Below are 19036 nucleotides of genomic sequence, written 5' to 3' on the forward strand. Positions count from 1 at the left end.
GGGATGCGCCCGCCCCGTGGGCGGGCGCGGCGGGTGGCGGTCGATCGCGCGCCCGGCGGGCCGCCGGCGCCGCCCGTTCCCGGGGCTCGTCCGGTGCCCGGTTTCGGTCCGCGACATGGTGGGATTCGGATCGGTCGACCGCCGGGGCGCCCGGCGTGTCCCGACGCCGGGAGCCGCACCCCCCGGCCCCGCCGGGCGCCGAGCGCACGGCCCCCGGAACGCCGACGGCCCGCGCGCGCTTACGCGCGGGCGGGCCGGGGGAGTGCTCGGGGCGGGGTCTACCAGCCCTGCTGCTGCCCGTAGCCGGGCGGGTACTGCTGGCCGTAGCCCTGCTGGGGCTGCTGCCCGTAGCCGTACCCCTGCTGCTGCTGGCCGTACCCGTACCCCTGCTGCTGGTAGCCCTGCTGGCCGTACTGCTGGCCGGTGGGGTACTGGTAGCCGGCGTAGGGGTCCTGCGCGGCGGCCTGCTGCTGGTACGCCTGCTGCTGCCCCGACGGCTGGTCCTGCGGCTCCGGCTTGGCGGCGGAGTCCTCCTCGGGCTTCGGCTCGTCCTTGGGGTCGGGGCGGAAGATGAACAGCCGCATGGCCGCACCGTCGGCGTTGGCGCTCGGGGTGATCTGGTCCAGCCGCCACCCGGCCTCCTCGATCCCCTCGAGGATGCGGGTCAGGCCGGGCCGGACCTTGCTGGACTCGTCGTCGTAGTTGTTGACGTCCAACTGCACGATGAACATCTTGCGCTTCTGCTGCGCGGCGACCTTGGCGTGTTCGACGACGGTGCTGTCCCTCACGACCTGCGTGACGCTCATGTGTCAACCGTACCTATCTGCTCTGTGCGGCGCTGGGGTGCCCGTTGAGCGTTGCCCGTCCACGTCCGCCGGGGGGCTGCCGCGGACCGTCCGCATCCATCATGCACCTGTATGGGGCCTTCTAGCCACAAGGCCCGGGACCGGCTAGTCCGCGGTCGCCGCCGCCACGGCCTCGGCGATCGGGGTGTCCCCGTTCACCAGCTCCAGGACCCGGCCGATGGTGGCCGGCTCGTCCAGGACGGCCGCGACGACCGCGGCGACGTCGTCCCGCGTGACCGCCGCCCTCTCCACCTTGGGCGCGAGCCGCACCCGTCCGGTTCCCGGGTCGTCGGTGAGCCGCCCCGGGCGCAGGATGGTCCAGTCGGTCTCCAGGGAGCGCCCGCGCAGCTCCTCGTCGGCCGCGCGCTTGGCCTCGACGTAGGCCGCCCACACCGGCTCGGCGTCCGGCGCCGGGCCGTCGTCCACCCCGATCGCCGACACCATCACGTAGCGGCGGATACCGGCCAGCGACGCGGCGTCGGCCAGCAGCACCGCGGCGTCGCGGTCGACCGTGGCCTTGCGTGCCGCCCCGCTGCCGGGGCCGGCGCCCGCGGCGAACACGACCGCGTCGGCCCCCATCAGCTTCTCGGTGAGCCGCGTGGCGGTGGTGTCCTCCAGGTCGACGACGACCGGCTCGGCACCGGCCGCCCGGACGTCGTCGGCGTGGTCGGGGTTGCGGATGAGGCCCACGGGGACGTCGCCGCGCTCGGCGAGCAGGCGCTCCAGGCGCAGGGCGATCTTGCCGTGTCCTCCGGCGATGACGATACGCATACCCGCAGGCTACGTCCTGGGCGGGCGCGCGGGCGCGGCGGCCCGGCCGCGCGCGCCGCCGCCGCGGCCTCAGGACGCGGTCAGCCGGTCCCGCAGCACCCGCTTGAGCAACTTCCCGCTGGCGTTGCGCGGCAGGTCGTCGACCACCTGGACCCGCTTGGGCACCTTGAACCCGGCGAGCCGGCCGCGCGCGAACCCGATCAGCTCCTCCTCGGTCGCCGCCTCCCGGAGCACCACGACCGCCGTCACCGCCTCGCCCCACCGGTCGTCGGGCACCGCCACGACCGCCGCCTCCGCCACCGCCGGGTGCTCGTACAGCGCGTCCTCCACCTCGCGCGACGCCACCAGCACGCCGCCGGTGTTGATGACGTCCTTCAGCCGGTCCACGATCGTCAGGTAGCCGTCGGCGTCGCGGCGCGCGACGTCGCCCGAGTGGAACCACCCGCCGCGGAACGCCTCGGCGGTGGCCTCGGGCGCGTCCCAGTACCCGTCGCACAGCTGCGGCGACCGGTACACGATCTCGCCCGGCTCGCCCGTGCCGACGTCGACCCCCCGCTCGTCCACCAGCCGCGCCTCCACGAACAGCACCGGCCGCCCGCAGGAGTCGAACCGGCCCTCGACGTGCTCCTCGGGGCGCAGCACGGTCGCCAGCGGGCCGATCTCGCTCTGCCCGAAGCAGTTGTAGAACGCCAGTCCGGGATAGCGCGCCAGCAGCGAGCGCAGCACCGGCACCGGCATGATGGCCGCCCCGTAGTACGCCTTGCGCAGCCCCGACAGGTCGCGCCGCTCGAAGTCCGGGTGGCCCGCCAGCGCCACCCACACCGTGGGCGCCGCGAAGAACGACGTGATGCCGTCGCGCTCGATCCGGTGCATCAGGTCGGCCGGGTCGGCGGTGTCGACCACCTCGTTGACGGTGCCCACCATCAGCCCCGGCAGCAGGAACACGTGCATCTGCGCCGAGTGGTACAGCGGCAGCGCGTGCAGCATCCGGTCGCCGGGCGCGATGTCGAGCGCCTGCACCGCGCTCAGGTAGGCGTGCACCAGCGCCCGGTGGCTCATCATCGCCCCCTTGGGGCGCGACGTGGTGCCCGACGTGTACAGCAGCTGCACCAGGTCGGTGTCGGCGACGTCGGTCAGCACCTCCTCCGACGCGTCGGGGTCGCGGGCCACCTCCAGCACCGACTCCGGCGCCCCGCGCAGCGCCAGCACGTCGCGCGCCGGGATGTCGGCCCGCACCTCCTCGACCCGGCCCGCCAGGCGGGGATCGGTGAGCACCACGATGCTGCCGGACTGGGCGAGCAGGTAGCTCAGCTCGCCGCCGGACAGCGCGTGGTTGACCGGCACGTGCACCAGGCCGGCGCGGGCGCAGCCCAGGAACGCCAGCAGGTAGGCGTCGGAGTTGTACCCGTAGGCCGCCACCCGGTCGCCCCGGGTCAGCCCCAGGCCCAGCAGCCAGGCGGCCACCCGGCTCACCCCCTGGTCCAGCCGGGCGTAGGTCCACTCGCGGTCCGCGAACCGCAGCGCCACCCGGTCCGGAGTCCGCGCCGCCGCCCGGCGCAGGACACCGTCGACAGTGCTCGACGTCGTCATCCGCGCATCCCCGACCGCCATGCCGCCTCCCGCGTGCCTCCCCGCCCCGCCGCCCTTTGTGACGTGGCACACCCAACCTAGGGCCGGAGGCGGGTCGGGGGCCAGGAGCGCTCGGTGATCACCGGGACACGCGCGCCGCACGGCGCCCGGCGGACGGCCGCGGCCGCGCACCGGACCCCGGTGCGCGGCCGCGGAACCCCCCGGCCGGCCGGGTCAGCCGACCGTCCAGGTGTCGCCGCCCGCGAGCAGCGCCCCGAGGTCGCCCGGACCCTGCGCGGCCTGCGCGTCGGCGATCTGCTCGGCCATGAGCTCGTCGTAGACGGGCCGCCGGACGTCGCGGAACACCCCGATGGGCACGTGCGCGAACGCCGGCCGGTCCAGCCGCGACAGCGCGAACGCGTACCCCGGGTCCTCGCGGTGGGCGTCGTGGCGCACCAGCCGGTCGGCACCGGCCTCGGCCACGTCGGCCACCACCAGCTCCCCGTAGTCGCCCATGACGACGCCCCGGTCGGGCCCGACGCGCAGCGACTCGCCGTGCTCCAGGCGGAGCAGCCGGGTGTCGCGCTCGGCGGGGTCCTTCAGCGGCTCGAACGCGTCGTCGTTGAAGATCGGGCAGTTCTGGTAGATCTCGACGAACGACGCGCCCTCGTGGTCGGCCGCCGCCCGCAGCACCGAGGTGAGGTGCTTGCGGTCGGAGTCGATGGTGCGCGCCACGAACCCGGCCTCGGCGCCCAGCGCCAGCGACACCGGGTTGAACGGGGTGTCGACCGACCCCGCCGGCGAGGACTTGGTGATCTTGCCCGGCTCGGAGGTGGGGGAGTACTGCCCCTTCGTCAACCCGTAGATGCGGTTGTTGAACAGCAGCACGTTGATGTTGACGTTGCGGCGCAGCGCGTGGATCAGGTGGTTGCCGCCGATCGACAGGCCGTCGCCGTCGCCGGTGATGACCCACACCGACAGGTCGGGCCGGCTCGCGGCCAGCCCGGTGGCGATCGCCGGGGCGCGCCCGTGGATCGAGTGCATGCCGTAGGTGGTCAGGTAGTACGGGAAGCGCGACGAGCAGCCGATGCCCGACACGATGACGATGTTCTCGCGCGGCACCCCCAGCTCCGGCAGGAACGCCTGGAACGCCGCCAGGATCGCGTAGTCGCCGCAGCCCGGGCACCACCGCACCTCCTGATCGGACTTGAAGTCCTTCATCCGGTAGGCGGTGTCGGAGCGGGGGACCAGCTTCAGGCCGCGGAACCCCTGCCCGGCGTCGAATCCGTTGTCACTCGGCACGGTCGATGACCTCCTGAACCACGCCCGCCAGCTCTTCGGCCTTGAACGGCAGGCCGCGGACCTTCGTGTAGCTGATGACGTCGACCAGGAACCGCCCGCGCAGCAGCAGGGCGAGCTGGCCGAGGTTGATCTCGGGCACGAGCACCCGCTCGTAGGAGCGCAGCACCGCGCCCAGGTCCTCCGGGAACGGGTTGAGGTGGCGCAGGTGCGCCTGCGCGACCGTCCCCCCGGCCCGCCGCACGCGGCGCACGGCCGCGCCGATCGACCCGTAGGTGCCGCCCCAGCCCAGCACGAGCACGCGCGCGTCGCCGGTGGGGTCGTCGACCTCCAGCGGCGGGATGTCGCGGGCGATGCCGTCGATCTTGGCCTGCCGCGACCGCACCATGAGGTCGTGGTTGGCGGGGGTGTAGGAGATGTTGCCGGTGCCGTCGCTCTTCTCGATGCCGCCGATGCGGTGCTCCAGGCCGGGCGTGCCCGGCACCGCCCACGGGCGGGCCAGGGTCTCGGGGTCGCGCAGGTAGGGGTGGAACGCCCCGTCGTCGGCGTTGGGCGCGGTGGTGAACTCCACCGACAGGTCGGGCAGGTCGGCGGTGTCGGGGATGCGCCAGGGCTCCGACCCGTTGGCGAGGTAGCCGTCGGAGAGCACGATCACCGGGGTGCGGTACTTCGTGGCGATCCGGGTGGCCTCGATCGCCACGTCGAAGCAGTCCGAGGGCGACCGGGGCGCCAGCACCGGCACCGGCGACTCCCCGTTGCGGCCGTACAGCGCCAGCAGCAGGTCGGCCTGCTCGGTCTTGGTGGGCATGCCGGTGCTGGGGCCGGCCCGCTGCACGTCGACCACGATCAGCGGCAGCTCGGTCATGACGGCCAGGCCGAGGGTCTCGCCCTTCAGCACCATGCCGGGCCCCGATGTCGTGGTGACCCCCAGCGACCCGCCGAACGCGGCACCCAGCGCGGCGCCGACGCCCGCGATCTCGTCCTCCGCCTGGAACGTGCGGACGCCGAACCGCTTGTGCCGGGACAGCTCGTGCAGGATGTCGGAGGCCGGGGTGATCGGGTAGGACCCGAGGAACAGCGGCAGCCCCGCCAGCCGCGCGCCCGCGATCAGGCCGTAGGAGGTCGCCAGGTTGCCGGTGATGTTGCGGTAGGTGCCCGCCGGCAGCTTCGCGGGCCGCACCTCGTAGGAGACCGCGAAGTCCTCGGTGGTCTCACCGAAGTTCCACCCGGCCTGGAACGCCGCCAGGTTGGCGGCCAGGATGGTGGGCTTGCTGGCGAACTTCGTCTTGAGGAAGCCCTCGGTGCCCTCGGTCGGCCGGTTGTACATCCACGAGAGCAGGCCCAGGGCGAACATGTTCTTCGCCCGCTCGGCGTCCTTCTTGGAGACGTCGAACTCCGCCAGCGCGTTGACCGTCATCGAGGTCAGCGGCACCGGGCTCACCTTGAACCCGGCCAGCGAGCCGTCGGTGAGCGGGTCGGCGGCGTAGCCGACCTTGGCCAGGCTCCGCTTGGTGAACTCGTCGGTGTTGACGATGACGGTCGCGCCGGGCGGCAGGTCCTCGACGTTGGCCTTGAGCGCCGCGGGGTTCATCGCGACGAGCACGTCCGGCGCGTCGCCCGGCGTCATGATGTCGTGGTCGGCGAAGTGCAGCTGGAAGCTGGAGACACCGGGGAGCGTGCCCGCGGGGGCGCGGATCTCCGCGGGGAAGTTGGGCAGGGTCGACAGGTCGTTGCCGAACGACGCGGTCTCCTGCGTGAACCGGTCGCCGGTCAACTGCATGCCGTCGCCGGAGTCGCCTGCGAAGCGGATGATGACGCGATCGAGTCGTTCGACCTGCTTGGTCACGGTGATCGCCGACCTCCTAGGTGAGCCGCGAACGCGGGGACGCGGCTCGGTTGCCAAGGCCCGACCGCCACGGTCTCCCCCGGCGGGGCCGGAGGGGGTGGCTGGAGCCGTTCGGTTTCAGCGGGGACCTGGGTTGCGGCCTGCGGGTGCGCGGTTCCCGCGCCGGCGGGCACCCGCGGACGGGCAGGGGGCCGTCAGCGGGGGCGCGGCGCGGCCGCCCGCGGGGGCGGGGACACGTACGGGCGCGCGGCCGGGGTCAGGCCCGACACAGCGCGCTGGCGATCCGGACGAGGTCCACGTGCCGCCGGACCACGAGGAGTGCTCCGGGCGAGGTGATCGAAGTGATGACGGCCACTCTCGCACTATAGGTCGCCGCCCCTGGGCGGAATCGGGCGGGTGTGCCATCTCACACTCCCCGCTCCGACCGGGCGCGGGGGGTGACGCGGGCGCCGGGCGGCGGCAGCGGACCGTGACGTTCGTCGCCGCCCATCGGGAACGCAACACCCCGATCCACACGTTCGAGACAATGGACCGGCCTGGAGGGGGCCGCAGGACCGAGGGAGGCCGGAAGTCGCCGTGCACCGCAACACGTTCCGGGCAGCGGCCCTGCTCGCCGGACTCTCGGGCCTGGCCGCCGTGGCCGGCTGGACCTGCGCCGGGGCCAAGGGCCTGCAGTTCGGGATCATCGTCGCCGTGGCGATCAACGGCCTGGTCTACTTCTTCGGCGCCACCTCGGCGCTGCGCGCCATGCGCGCCCGCCCCGTGAGCGAGATCGAGCAGCCCGAGCTGTACCGGATCGTCCGCGAACTCGCCACCGAGGCCCGCCAGCCCATGCCGCGCCTCTACCTGTCGCCCACCCCGGCGCCCAACGCCTTCGCCACCGGGCGCAGCCCGCGCACGGCCGTCATCTGCTGCACCACCGGGCTGCTGCGCACCCTCGACGAGCGGGAGCTGCGCGGGGTGCTCGCCCACGAACTCGCGCACGTGCGGCGCGGCGACACCCTCGTCGGGTCGGCGGCCACCACGGTGGCGGCCATCATCACCTCGCTGACCGCGCTCGCCCTGCTGCTGCCGCTCGGCGACTCCGAGGACGAGGACGTCCCCAGCCTCCTCGGCGGGCTGCTGTTCCTGGTGCTCGGCCCGCTGGCGGCCGGGGTCATCCACTGCGGGGTCAACCGGAACCGCGAGTACCGCGCCGACGCCGACGCCGCCCACCTCACCGGCGACCCGCTGGCCCTGGTGTCGGCGCTGCGCAAGATCGAGATCGGCACCCGCACCCACCCGCTGCCGGCCGAGCGCCCGCTGCTCGCGGCGGCGCACCAGATGATCGCCCACCCGTTCCCCGAGCGCGGGATCGCGCGGCTGTTCGCCGCGCATCCGCCCATGGCCGAGCGGGTGCGCCGGCTGCGCGCCCTGGCCGCCGAGTGGGAGGGCCCCTGACCCCGCGCCCGGCCTCCGGGCGCCCTGGGGCTGCTCAGGGGCACGCGGGCGCGCCCGCGTGCCCGCCGGGCCGGACCGGGTGCCCCCGATGCGCCCAGCGGCGCCCTCCGGCCGGCGGACGGCCGGGCCGGGCGGGCGGCGGCGCCCCCGGCTAGCGGTAGTTCACGAACTGGAGGGCGAGGTCGAGGTCCTTGTCCTTCAGCAGGGTCATGACGGCCTGGAGGTCGTCCTTCTTCTTGGAGCTGACCCGCAGCTCCTCGCCCTGGATCTGCGCCTTGACGCCCTTGGGGCCCTCTTCGCGGATGATCTTGGAGATCTTCTTGGCGTCCTCGCTGGAGATGCCCTCCTTGAGGGACACCGGGAGCCGGTACTCCTTGCCGGAGATCTTGGGCTCGTCGGCGGCGTCGAGGACCTTCAGCGACACGTTCCGCTTGATCAGCTTCTCCTTGAACACGTCCAGGGCGGCCTTGACGCGCTCCTCGGAGTTGGCGCGGATCTCGACGCCCTGGTCGCCCGACCACGTGATGCCGGCGCCGGTGCCCTTGAAGTCGAAGCGCTGCGACAGCTCCTTGCCCGTCTGGTTCAGGGCGTTGTCGACCTCCTGCCGGTCGAGCTTGGATACGACGTCGAAACTGGATTCAGCGGCCACGTGCGTTCACACTCTTCCACGACGGTTTGCGGGGGCCGCCGCCCCCTGCGGGGGCGGGGCCGCGGCGGTACATGCGGAGCAGCCGGCCGCCGGAGGCGGGCGCGCGGCTGCGGCAGCATCCGAGCTTAGCCGGGCCCGCCGGGCGGGGCCGAGCCGCCGATTTCGTGTCAGCCGGGGAGATCCGCTATTCTCGGTCATGCGCCGCGGCCCTGGAGCCGCAGCACACCCGGCAGGTTGCCCGAGCGGCCAATGGGAGCGGACTGTAAATCCGTCGGCTTAGCCTTCCAAGGTTCGAATCCTTGACCTGCCACCCGTATCGAAGGCCCCGGTGACCAGCGTTCGCGCCGGCCACCGGGGCCTTCGGCGTTCCCGGCCCGCCGTTCCACGCGCGCCCGCGCGCGGAAGCGGCGTCCGCACGGTGATCCCACGCTTCCCCGCGCTGGGCCACGCGCGCCCGCGCGGAACGGCGGCGGAGCGCCGCCCCGGGGCGCGGTCGCGGACCCGCCGGACGGTGCGGGGCGCCGCCGCGTGCGCCTTCCCCGATCCGGTTCCCCGGAAACCCGGTGGCGGCCGGGGCGTGTGGGCTAGGCTCGGATCCGCCGACGCGGGCGCCGTGCGCGCCGCTCGGCCGCGGGCCGGTGCCGTCGCACCCCCGCACCCTCCGCCGCCTTCGCGGGTCTCCGCGCGCCGCCGCGCCCCCACGGCGCCGCGCCGGTGTGTTACGGCATGTCCGTATCTTGAGATGTACCGTTTCGTCCCCCGGGGGCGATCCCGGTCTCCCGCGTGTCCGGCGGCGCGCGGGCGCGCCGCGCCGCCGCGCGGCCGCCGCCCAATTTGCGGCCCATGCCCCGGCAAAGCACCGGCAACGCCCCGAAACGCGTTCCTACGGGACACGTCGGCGAATCGGGAAATCTCCGTAAATATTTGAGCGTCATTTCCGGTGGTTTTCTCCATTCGCTATTCAGTGGGCGAACCGGACATTTTACAAACCCGCTTTTCGGCGTTGACAAAAACGCTTCCCGGGGTCGATGATTGCCGCAGTCCACCACGACATCGGGCGCCACGCGCGTCTTTATCCAGATCCTCGTTCCACGTATTCCGGGGGAATCAGATGAAGAAGTTCACCGCTGCTGGGATCATCGCCGGCGCCGCGCTGAGCGCCATGTTCATGGGCGCTCCCGCTTACGCCGACGGTGCCAACTCGGGTGACCAGCAGTTCAACCAGAACCTGCAGGTCGTGCCGATCGTCCTGTGCAACACCGAGGTCAACGTCATCGCCGTCCCGATCGACATCCTGTCGCCGAACACCACCGGCGACTGCGGCAACGGCGACTCCAGCGTGAACGTCAAGAAGACCAAGGACGTCGAGATCGAGAAGTAACCACGGGAATTCCCGTCGGTCTTCTCCGGATTCTCCGGGAGGGGGCGCGCCATGCGCGCCGCGCGACGCCGATCCGGCCGACGCGCCCGCATTCCCGCGCCTCCTCCCGAACCACCGCCGGGCCCGGCCCGGCGGCTCCACCGAACAACGAACGTCATTTACAGGAGACACCATGCTGCGCAAGCTCAGCGTCGCCGGCCTCGTGGCCGGCGCGGCCCTCAGCGCCCTCGCCTTCGCCGCCCCCGCCCACGCCGACGCCAACTCGGGCGACCAGCAGTTCAACCAGAACCTCCAGGTCATCCCGATCACCGCCTGCAACGTCGAGGTCAACGTCATCGCTATCCCGGTCGACGTCCTGTCCCCGAACACCACCGGCGACTGCGTCAACGGCTCCAGCGGCACCAACGTGAAGACCGAGACCGAGGTCGAGGTCGAGAAGCACGGCAAGAAGCACTGATTCGAGGGATGCGCATGTTCCGCAGGCTCGCCGCCGTCGGCATCCTCGCCGGAGCGGTCCTGGGCGCGGTGACCACCGGATCCGCGCACGCGGGAGGGCCGCCCGGTCAGCAGTTCGACCAGAACCTGCAGATCGCGCCGATCACCCTCTGCAACGTGGAGGTCAACGTGATCGCCGTCCCGGTCGACGTGCTGTCGCCGAACACCACGGGTGACTGCATCAACGGTCCCACCCTGGTGAACCTCGACTCGGACCGCGCCTGGGAGGCCATCCCGGACGGCGCCGACGAGGACTGGCCCGGCCACACCGGCTACTAGACGGCCCACCGGCCCCCGGATTCCCCGCAAGGGGGGTCCGGGGGCCGTCGCGTTCCCCGGCCGCCCGCGCGTCATACCGCCTCGCTCCGGAGCGTCGCCACTAGGCTGACGCGCAGTGACAACGCCCAGGTCGCCGCGGAACCCGGAGGACCCATGGTTTCCACCCGCACCGCTCTCCTCGCCCTGCCGGGCGCGCTCGCCCTCATCACCGGCTGCGGCGGCCAGGACGCCGAGCCGCCCCGCGGCACCGCCGCGGAGTCGCCCCCCGCGGCGTCGGCCCCCGCGAGCCCCGACCCGCACGCGTCGGCGTCCGCCTCCACCGGCCGGTTCGTCTACAACACCTACGCCGACGAGAACGGCGACGCCGAGCAGGAGCCCGAGGGCCTCGTCGCGTCGGAGTTCACCACCTTCACCGGCATGGAGTGGAGCGTCTGGGACAGCGACACCGCCGAGGGCCGCGGCCGGGTCTCCGGCACCTGGTGCCTGCCCGAGTGCCAGGACCAGCCCTACGCGGTCACCGTCGAACTGGGCGACCCCGAGACCGTCGACGGCGTCACCTACTACTCCACCTACGAGATCACCGACACCGGCGACCTCCCCGAGGACCTGCACGAGCGCATGGTCGAGGCCGACGACGGCCGGCTGACGCTCCCCGGCGAGGGGTAGCCCGGCCGGTCCGCGGGCCCCCGGCGGTCCGCTGCGCCGGACCGGCCGCCAAGAATTACCCCCGAACGAACCTCCGCAGGTCAGAGCCCCATTCTCGGCCGCATTCGGGCGCCCGGGAACGGGGTTTTGGGCGCGGCGGCGGCCCGGGGTCTTTAGTCTGCTGAGTTGTGGGTGACTCAGCGAACGACGTGACGGCGCCCCTCGCGGAGACCAGCGCGCGAGGGCGGGCGCCCCTGCCGCACGGCCGCGGGTCCGCGCCCGCCCCGGGCGCCGCCGACCCCGCCCCGCCGCGGCCCGCCGGCCCCGCGGTCCCGACCCCCGACGGCCCGGTTCCGCGTCACGGCCGGGCCGCCCTGCTCCGCCTCGCCGGCTGGTTCGCCGCGGCCGACGCCGCGACCGCCCACGAGGTCTACACCGCCGCGTTCGCCCTGCACCCGGCCACCCACCTCGGCGGCCCCGCCGAGGACGACTCCGTCGCGGCCACCACCAGCTGGTGGGACGGCCCCCTCGCGCCCACCGCCGCCGTCCGGCTGAGCAGCGCGCTGCCCGCCGCGCCGGCCCGCGCCCACGGCGCGCAGCGGGCCCGGCTGCGCGACGCCGCCGAGTCCTCCGCCCACTGGCGCCGCTCCGCCGCCCAGGAGCTGCGGCGGGTGCTCGCCGAACCCACGGCCGCCGACGCCCGCGTGCTGCTGTCCAGCTCGGCCATGGACGTCCTCATGGAACTGCTCACGGCCGCGCTCGGTTCGGGCGACGCCACCCGCGCCCCGGTGTCGGCGGGCGACCTCGAACTCGGCATCCGGCTGCACGTCCGGCACGTGTCCGAAGCCGCCGTGAGCGTGCGCGGCTCCGGCGGCGACCTCGACCTGGACGGCCTGCGGCTGCGCGTCACCCCGTTCGCGGTCCTGTCGGACGCCGCCGACGACGACACCGCCGGCGACGGCACCGCCGCGCCCGACGCGCGCCCCGAGCGGCTGGTGCGCCACGCGTGATCGCGCCGCGCGCCCCCCGCCGCACCGGTCGAGCAGGAGGTGAGGACGTCCGTGACGTCGCATGAGGACATCGCGCTCATCGGGGAGCGCCAGGCCGCCGCCCGGCGGCTGCTGGCCGAACCGCTGCTGACCGCGCGCACCCACCCCGACGACTTCGCGGTGGTCCGGTCGCACTCGGAGTGGCTGACCCAGCGCTTCCGCCGCGTGCTCGGCTACGAGCTGACGGTCGCCGCCGACCACGCCCGCCTGGTCAAGGCGGGGCAGGTGCGGCCGGTCGTCCGGCCGCTCGCCCGCGCCAGCGGCGCCTACTTCTCCCCGCGCGCCTACGCCTACCTCGCCCTCGCCCTGGCGGCGCTGGTCGAGGCGCCCCCGGAGGTCGACCTCGCCCGGCTCGCCGCGGACGTGCGGGCCGCCGCCGACGAGGCCGGGCTCGACCTCGATCCCCGCGAGCGCATGTCGGAGCGGCGGGCGTTCGTCGCCGCGCTGCGCCACCTCGCCGGCTGGGGGGCGGTCAGCGTCCGCGAGGGCGACCTGGCCGCCCACGCCGCCGACGCCGCCGCACCGGTCCGCCTGGCCGTCCACCACGAGGTCGCCCGGCGGGTGGTCGCCCACCCGCCGCACTCCACCGCCGACCCCGGCGACTTCGTGCGCGGCATGGAGAGCGGCGACCCGGCCGGGGACGCGGCGGGGGAGGTGGCGCTGCGCCGCGCGCTGGCCGAGACCGCCGTGGTCTACCGCGCCGACCTGTCCCGGCGGCAGCGGGAGCGCCTGGCCGGCCACCAGTGGCGGGCCGTCGCCGAACTCGGCGACCTCCTCGGCTGCGACGCCGAGATCCGGGCCGAGGGGGTGGCGCTCATCATGCCGGACGAGGCCGAGGGCGCCCACGCCGTCGCCTTCCCCAGCGCCGACCCCGCCGGGCAGGCGGCGCTGCTGCTGGTCGAGCGCCTCGTGGCCCGGCTGCGCCCGGACGCCGCGGCGTCGGCGGTCCCGGTGCCCGCGGGTGTCCTGGCCGCCGAACTGGCCGCCGTGATCGGCCCGGCCGACGGGGCCGGCGACCGGTGGGGGCGGGCCGCCGTCAGCCACGTCCCCGACCCGGACGACCTGGAGGTCCGGGTGCTGCGGCTGCTGCACCGGAGCCGGCTGCTCGACCACCCCGACCCGGCGGCCGCCGGGCACGAGGGGTGGACCCTGCGCGCCGCGGCCGCCCGCTACGGCGGCCGCCCGGCCGGAGCCGGGCCCGCCGGCCCCGGCGGCGAGGGCGGCGCGTGACCCCCCGCACCCCCTCGGCGGCACTCACGCGATCCGGGAGAATGGCAGGGGCGCCGGAGCCGGACCCCCGACGGCGCGGCGACGCGGCACGGCACGGAGCGGAGGAGGGTCGATGACCGACGCGGGCGACACCGGACGACCGGACGCGACGACACCGCCCGGCGGGACACCCGCCCCGTCCGGCGGCGGCCCCGCACGCCCGGCCGAGGACGCGGCCGACCCCGCGCGCGACGAACGGCTCGACACCCGCCCCCTCCGGCTGCCCGGCGCCGGCCGGCGCGGCCGCACCGACCCCGACCTCCTCGGCGCCGTGCCCGCGGCTCCCGCTCCGCCGCCCCGCCCCCCGTTCGGGACCACCGGTGCGCCCGACCGGGACAGCGGGCCCCCGACCGATCCGCGCGGCGTCCGCCGCTTCCCGGGGGCGCCGACCGGACCGAACGCCCCCTTCGCCCGCCCTCTCCGCGGAACGGACCCCGTGAGCGACACCCCGGCCCGCGCCTCCGGCGCCGACCCCGACCGCCCCGGCGGCCCCGCGTCCGCGCCCTCCGGCGCGGCCGATCCGCTCGCGGACGCGGCCACCCCGCCCGGCGGCGTGCCGGTCCCGTCCGTCGGCACCGATCCCGGCGGTCCGCTCGCCTCCGGCGCGCACGACCCGGCGCCGCCCGCGCCGGACGCCCCCGAGGCCGCTCCCGAGGGCGCCGGCGACGGGGGCACGTCCGGCGGCACCGACGCGGCCGCGCCGGTGCGGTCCGGCGCCGACGGCGATCAGCGCCCGGCCGACGACGCCACCACCGTTCCCGGCACCCCGGACGCCGCCGAGACCGATGCCACCGCCCCTGCCGCCCCGACCGCCGCCGGTCCGGCGCCCGCCGGCGCCCCCGATGCGGTCGGCCCTCTCGCGCCGAGCGGGGAGGCGTCCACCGACCCGGTCAGCGCGTACGCCGACCCCCTCGGCCTGGACACGCCCGCCCCGGCCGCCGCCCACCCGCTCGACCCGGACGCGCCGGCCGAGGCCGCCGCACCCGCCGCCGACCCGTGGGCGGACACCCCGCCCGCCGGAACGCCCGGCGACCTCCTCGGCGGGCGCGCCGCCGCCGACCCCGACGCGGACACCGACACCGACGCCGACCCCGACGCCGCGCCCGAGGCCGCCCCCGACCGCGCCGCGCGCTCCCGGCGCGGCCGCCCGTCCCAGCGCGCCACCCCCACCCGCTTCCGGCTGCACCGCGCCGGCATCCAGAACGTGTGGCAGTACGACGACCACGTCTTCCGCTTCGCCGACGGCCGGCTGCTGCTGCGCGGCCGCAACGGCGCGGGCAAGTCCAAGGCGCTGGAGATGCTGCTGCCGTTCCTGCTCGACGGCGACGCCCGCCGCCTCGACACCACCGGCACCAGCCGCACGAGCCTGCGCTGGCTGCTCCTGGACGGCCGCGGGTCCGACACCGACCCGGCCCCCGACGCCGAGCCGCCCACCGCCACCCTGGGCTACCTGTGGGTGGAGTTCGCCCGGGGGCGGGGCGAGGACCGGCGCCGCCTCACCCTCGGCGCGGCGATCACCGCGGCCCCCGGCACCGACGCGCGCAGCGTCTTCTTCGTGACCGAGCGCCGGGTCGGCCCCGACCTGCGCCTGGTCGCCGACGGGCGCCCCATGGCCATCGACCGGCTGCGCACCGAGGTCGGCCCGGACAACTGCTACGACTCCCCGGTGGCCTACCGGGGCCGCGTCATGCGCGACCTGTTCGGCATCGACGACCCCGTCCGCTACCGCAACCTCATCCACCTGCTGTACCGGCTGCGCCGCCCCACCATCGGCGAGCGACTGGAGGCCGGCGAACTGGTGTCGGTCCTCTCCGAGGCGCTGCCGCCCATGGACGAGACCGTCCTGGACGAGATGGCGCGCAACGTCACCGACCTGGAGGAGGCCCGCTCCCGGCTGGCGTCCCTGCGGTCGGCCCGCGAGCAGGTGGCGGGGTTCCTCACCGACTACCGGGGCTACCTCCAGGCCACCCTGCGCGGCCAGGCGCGGACCGTCCGCGCCCAGATCGGCGCCTACCGCGACCGCGACGCCGAGGTCGGCCGCCTGCGCGCCGAGCTGGACCGCCTCGTCGGCGTCGAGAGCGGGGTGCAGGAGGAGCGCGACCGGCTCCGCCGCACCCGCGACACCGCCGCCTCCGACGCCGACACCCTCTCCGCCGGGGGCACCGCCGCCCCCGCCCCCACCGACTACGAGCACCAGGCCCGGCAGGCCGCCGTCACCGCCTACATCCGCGCCGCCGAGGCGTCCTGGGCCGCCGCCGACTACGCCATCGCCGCCGAGGCCGGCACCCGGGACCGGCTGGCCGACGACGTCACCGCCATCGACAGGGCGCTGGCGGACCTGCGCCGGTCCGGCGGCCACCTGGCCGAGACCGCCCGCCAGGCCGGGGTGGCGGCCGCCGCCGAGGCGCAGGTGCCGCACCCCGTGCCCACCACCCTCGCGCCCCGCGAGAGCGTCACCCACGTCGACCTCCAGGGCCTGGAGCAGGCGGTCGAGCGCGAACCCGTCGCCGGCATCGACCTCGCCGACCTCCGCGCCGGACTCGCCGAACTGCACGACCGCTACGCCCGGGCCGACGACGCGGCCGCCGAGCGCGCCGCCGCCGCCACCGCGCTGCGCGAGCGCGCCGCCGAGCACGCCGCCGCCGAACGCCGCGAGGCCGCGCTCGACAGCGAGGCCGAGGCCGCCGACGCCGCCTTGGAGCGCGCCCGCGACCGCGAGCGCGACGCCATCGACGCCGTGCGCGCCGCCAGCTCCGCCTACGCCGACCGGGTCCGCGCGTGGAGCGGCCGGCTGCGCGCCGCCGCCCCCGACGGCGACCTCGGCGACGCGCTCGCCGACCTGGAGGAGAGCGTCGAACTCCCGCTCACCGACGCGCTGCGGGTGCTCGACGCCGAGGTTCCGGCCGCTGTGGCCCGGCGGGCGCACGCCATCGTCGACCCGCTGCTGCGCGACCTGCGCACCCGCCGCGACACCGCGGTGGGGGAGGAGCGCGAGCTGGCCGCGGAGCTGGACGAACTGGCCGAGCGCACCGCCGCGGGCGCCGCCGGCCCGGCCCCCGCCCCGCCCGCCTGGGCCGCCGCCGACCGCTCCGCGGCCGCCGGGGCCCCGTTCCACCTCGCCGTCGACTTCGCCGAGGCCCTCACCGCAGAGGAGCGCGCCGGCCTGGAGTCCGCCCTGGAGGCGTCCGGGGTGCTCGCCGGGTGGATCACCGCCGACGGCGCGCTCACCGGCACCGCCGCGAGCGACGTCCTGCTCGTCCCGGGCCGCCCGGTCAAGGGGCGCACCCTGCTCGACGTGCTCGTCCCCGCCGACGGGCTCGCCGGGGTGTCGACCAGCACCGTCACCGCCCTCCTCGGCTCGATCGCGCTGCTCCCCGCCCCCGGCGAGGGCGAGCCCGAACCCCGGCACCGCCGCGACAGCACCCCGCCGCCCGCGACCGCCGTCGCGCTCGACGGCCGGTGGCGGATGGGCGCGGCGTCGGGCACGCACCGCAGGGCCGCCGCCGAGTACATCGGAGCGGCCGCCCGCGCCGAGGCCGCCGAGCGCACCCGCGCCAACGTCGACCGGCGCATCGCGATCGCCGAGGCGCTGCTCGCCGAGGCCGAGGAGCGCCGCGCCGAGACCGAGCGCCAGTTCGCCGAGTTCGTCGAGATCTCCCGCGCGGTCCCCGACCCCGCCGACCTGCTCACCGCCTGGGCGGCGCTCGACAACGCCCGGTCCTGGCTCGCCGCGGCCGCCCGCGACCACGCCGCCGCCCGCGCCGCCGCCGAGTCCGCCCGCGCCGCCACCCTGGAGCTGCGCGCCGCCGTGGCCGGGCCAGCGGCCGAACACGGCCTGCCGTCCGGCGTGGACGGCCTCACCGAAGTGCTCGCCGCCCTCGACCGGCTGCGCGTGCAGATCCACGCCGCCCACCGCGACCTCGACGCCCTCGCCGCCCTGCTGGAGGTCTACGCCCGCCACGAGGGCGAGTGGGAGCGGGCGCGCGCCGGCCGCGTCCTCGCCGAGGACGTCCGCGGGGCCGCCATCGACGACATGATCACCGTCCGGCGCGACATCGAGCTGACCGACCGCGCCCGCGCCGCCGCCCCCGAGCAGATCGCCACCGCCGTCGGCCAGGTGCGCGAGCGCATGGCCGAGGCCGCCGGGCGCCTGCCCGAGGTCGAGCGCGCCGCCCAGCAGGCCCGCGACGACCGCGTCGCCGCCGAGTCCCGCCTCGACGCCGCCGTGTTCGAGCGCGCCGAGCAGGCCCGCCGCGCCCTCGCGGCGGGGGGCGTCCTGCGCGGCATGCTCGCCGCGGGCGGCACCGGGGACGCCCCCGACCCCGCGCTGCTCACGGCCGCCGGGCTCACCGCCACGGCCGCGCTCGACGACGCGGGCGCCGGCGCCGCCCCGGACCCGGCCGAGGCGGCCGGGGACGACGCGCGCGACACCACCCTCGCCGAGCGCGTCGACGCCCTGGACGGGCTCCTCACCGCCGTCGAGGCCGACCTCGGCCCCGAACCCGCGCCCGGCACCGAACTCGACAGCAGCGGCATCCTGCGGCGCCGCGAGGAGCTGCACGGCCTGCTCGCCGCGCGCGACGCGGCGGGCGCCTGGACCGAGCTGACCGAGCCGGCCGGGGTCAAGCGGCTCACCGTCCACGACGACGACGGCGCCCACGACATCACCGCCTACGCCGACCGCCTGGACCGCGCCGTCGCCGCCGCCGAGGAGGCCGCCCTGCTCCGCGAGGAGGAGGCGTTCGAACGGCACCTCCTGGGCGAGCTGGCCGGCCACCTGTCGCGCCAGATCGACGAGGCGCGGGCGCTCATCGCCACGATGAACGCCGTCCTGGGCGACGTCACGACCTCCCAGGGGCTCGGGGTCCGCCTCGACTGGCGGCTGGCCCCCGACGCCGACGAGGACGTCCGGGCGGTGGTGCCGCTGCTCGCCCGCCCGGCCGAGCAGCGCACCCGGGTCGAGACCACCCGGCTGCGCGACGCGCTGCGGCGCTGCATCGAGGCGATCCGCCGGCTCGACCCCGGCGCCACCGGCGGCGCCCACCTGCGGGCCGCCCTGGACTACCGGTCGTGGTTCGCGTTCACCGTCTACGTCACCAACGCCGCCCACCCCGAGCGGGAGCGGCGGCTCGGCCACCGCACCGCGCTCAGCCAGGGCGAGCAGCGGGTCATCGCCTACCTGGTGCTGTTCGCCGCCGCGGCCGCCCAGTTCGGGTCGCTGGCCGAGCAGGCGCCCGACGCGCCCCGGCTCATCCTGCTGGACGACGCGTTCGCCAAGGTGGACGAGCCCACGCACGGCCGGCTGCTCGGGCTGCTGGTCGAACTCGACCTCGACTTCGTGCTCACGTCCGAGCGCGTGTGGGGGTGCTTCCCGACCGTGCCGAGCCTGCACATCTACGAGTGCCTGCGCGATCCCGCCGTCCCGGGCATCGCCACCCTGCACTTCACCTGGGACGGCACCCGGCGCAGACTCGTCGGGGTGTGACGCCCCCGGCCCGC

The 19036-nt window shown here is 75.9% G+C and carries 15 protein-coding genes and 1 tRNA gene; 9 read left to right on the forward strand and 7 right to left on the reverse strand.

What is annotated here, in order from left to right; all coding sequences use genetic code 11:
- Positions 1-278 precede the first annotated feature (278 nt).
- From NT8_RS04340 to NT8_RS31430, 6 genes are all read right to left on the reverse strand, one after another.
- The gene (locus tag NT8_RS04340; protein ID WP_067964498.1) at positions 279-806 is read right to left on the reverse strand and encodes a hypothetical protein; all 528 of its coding nucleotides are present in this window, start codon (positions 804-806) and stop codon (positions 279-281) included.
- A 144-nt stretch (positions 807-950) separates the two neighbouring features.
- The gene (locus tag NT8_RS04345) at positions 951-1616 is read right to left on the reverse strand and encodes an NAD(P)H-binding protein (protein ID WP_067964500.1); all 666 of its coding nucleotides are present in this window, start codon (positions 1614-1616) and stop codon (positions 951-953) included.
- 69 nt (positions 1617-1685) lie between these two features.
- A complete protein-coding gene (locus NT8_RS04350) occupies positions 1686-3206 on the reverse strand; it encodes a fatty acyl-CoA synthetase (protein WP_067964502.1) in 1521 nt (506 codons plus the stop codon).
- Between the two features lie 213 nt (positions 3207-3419).
- Positions 3420-4406 carry a 2-oxoacid:ferredoxin oxidoreductase subunit beta gene (locus tag NT8_RS04355; protein ID WP_084468640.1) on the reverse strand — a complete coding sequence of 329 codons (987 nt, stop codon included), beginning with the start codon at positions 4404-4406 and terminating at the stop codon, positions 3420-3422.
- Positions 4407-4476: 70 nt separating this feature from the next.
- Positions 4477-6330, reverse strand: a complete 1854-nt coding sequence (locus NT8_RS04360) for a 2-oxoacid:acceptor oxidoreductase subunit alpha (RefSeq protein ID WP_067964507.1) — start codon at positions 6328-6330, stop codon at positions 4477-4479.
- A 256-nt stretch (positions 6331-6586) separates the two neighbouring features.
- Positions 6587-6685, reverse strand: coding sequence for a putative leader peptide (locus NT8_RS31430; RefSeq protein WP_369406283.1), 99 nt, complete (start codon positions 6683-6685; stop codon positions 6587-6589).
- Positions 6686-6906: 221 nt separating this feature from the next.
- Here NT8_RS31430 and NT8_RS04365 point away from each other — a divergent pair, with 221 nt between their 5' ends.
- Positions 6907-7770, forward strand: a complete 864-nt coding sequence (locus NT8_RS04365) for a M48 family metalloprotease (protein WP_067964509.1) — start codon at positions 6907-6909, stop codon at positions 7768-7770.
- A 151-nt stretch (positions 7771-7921) separates the two neighbouring features.
- Here NT8_RS04365 and NT8_RS04370 read toward each other — a convergent pair whose 3' ends face one another.
- On the reverse strand, positions 7922-8419 hold the full coding sequence (locus NT8_RS04370; RefSeq protein ID WP_067964511.1) for a YajQ family cyclic di-GMP-binding protein: 498 nt from the start codon (positions 8417-8419) through the stop codon (positions 7922-7924).
- Positions 8420-8647: 228 nt separating this feature from the next.
- Here NT8_RS04370 and NT8_RS04375 point away from each other — a divergent pair.
- From NT8_RS04375 to NT8_RS04410, 8 genes are all read left to right on the forward strand, one after another.
- Positions 8648-8729, forward strand: a tRNA-Tyr gene (locus NT8_RS04375).
- An 801-nt stretch (positions 8730-9530) separates the two neighbouring features.
- Positions 9531-9800 (forward strand): hypothetical protein, encoded by a 270-nt coding sequence (locus NT8_RS04380; RefSeq protein ID WP_067964513.1) that lies wholly within the window; start codon positions 9531-9533, stop codon positions 9798-9800.
- 172 nt (positions 9801-9972) lie between these two features.
- Positions 9973-10257, forward strand: a complete 285-nt coding sequence (locus tag NT8_RS04385) for a hypothetical protein (RefSeq protein ID WP_067964515.1) — start codon at positions 9973-9975, stop codon at positions 10255-10257.
- Positions 10258-10271: 14 nt separating this feature from the next.
- Complete coding sequence (locus tag NT8_RS04390; RefSeq protein ID WP_174549522.1) at positions 10272-10574, forward strand: hypothetical protein; 303 nt, start codon at positions 10272-10274, stop codon at positions 10572-10574.
- A gap of 153 nt (positions 10575-10727) precedes the next feature.
- The gene (locus NT8_RS04395; RefSeq protein WP_067964517.1) at positions 10728-11240 is read left to right on the forward strand and encodes a hypothetical protein; all 513 of its coding nucleotides are present in this window, start codon (positions 10728-10730) and stop codon (positions 11238-11240) included.
- 167 nt (positions 11241-11407) lie between these two features.
- Positions 11408-12229: a DUF2397 family protein gene (locus tag NT8_RS04400; protein WP_245646030.1), complete on the forward strand. Its 822-nt coding sequence runs from the start codon at positions 11408-11410 to the stop codon at positions 12227-12229.
- A gap of 51 nt (positions 12230-12280) precedes the next feature.
- The gene (locus NT8_RS04405) at positions 12281-13498 is read left to right on the forward strand and encodes a DUF2398 family protein (protein ID WP_067964519.1); all 1218 of its coding nucleotides are present in this window, start codon (positions 12281-12283) and stop codon (positions 13496-13498) included.
- A gap of 112 nt (positions 13499-13610) precedes the next feature.
- Entirely contained in the window at positions 13611-19022 is a 5412-nt protein-coding gene (locus NT8_RS04410; RefSeq protein ID WP_084468638.1) for a TIGR02680 family protein, read from the forward strand.
- Positions 19023-19036: the final 14 nt, after the last annotated feature.

This window comes from Nocardiopsis trehalosi NBRC 14201 (assembly GCF_001552555.1).
GTDB lineage: Bacteria > Actinomycetota > Actinomycetes > Streptosporangiales > Streptosporangiaceae > Nocardiopsis_B > Nocardiopsis_B trehalosi.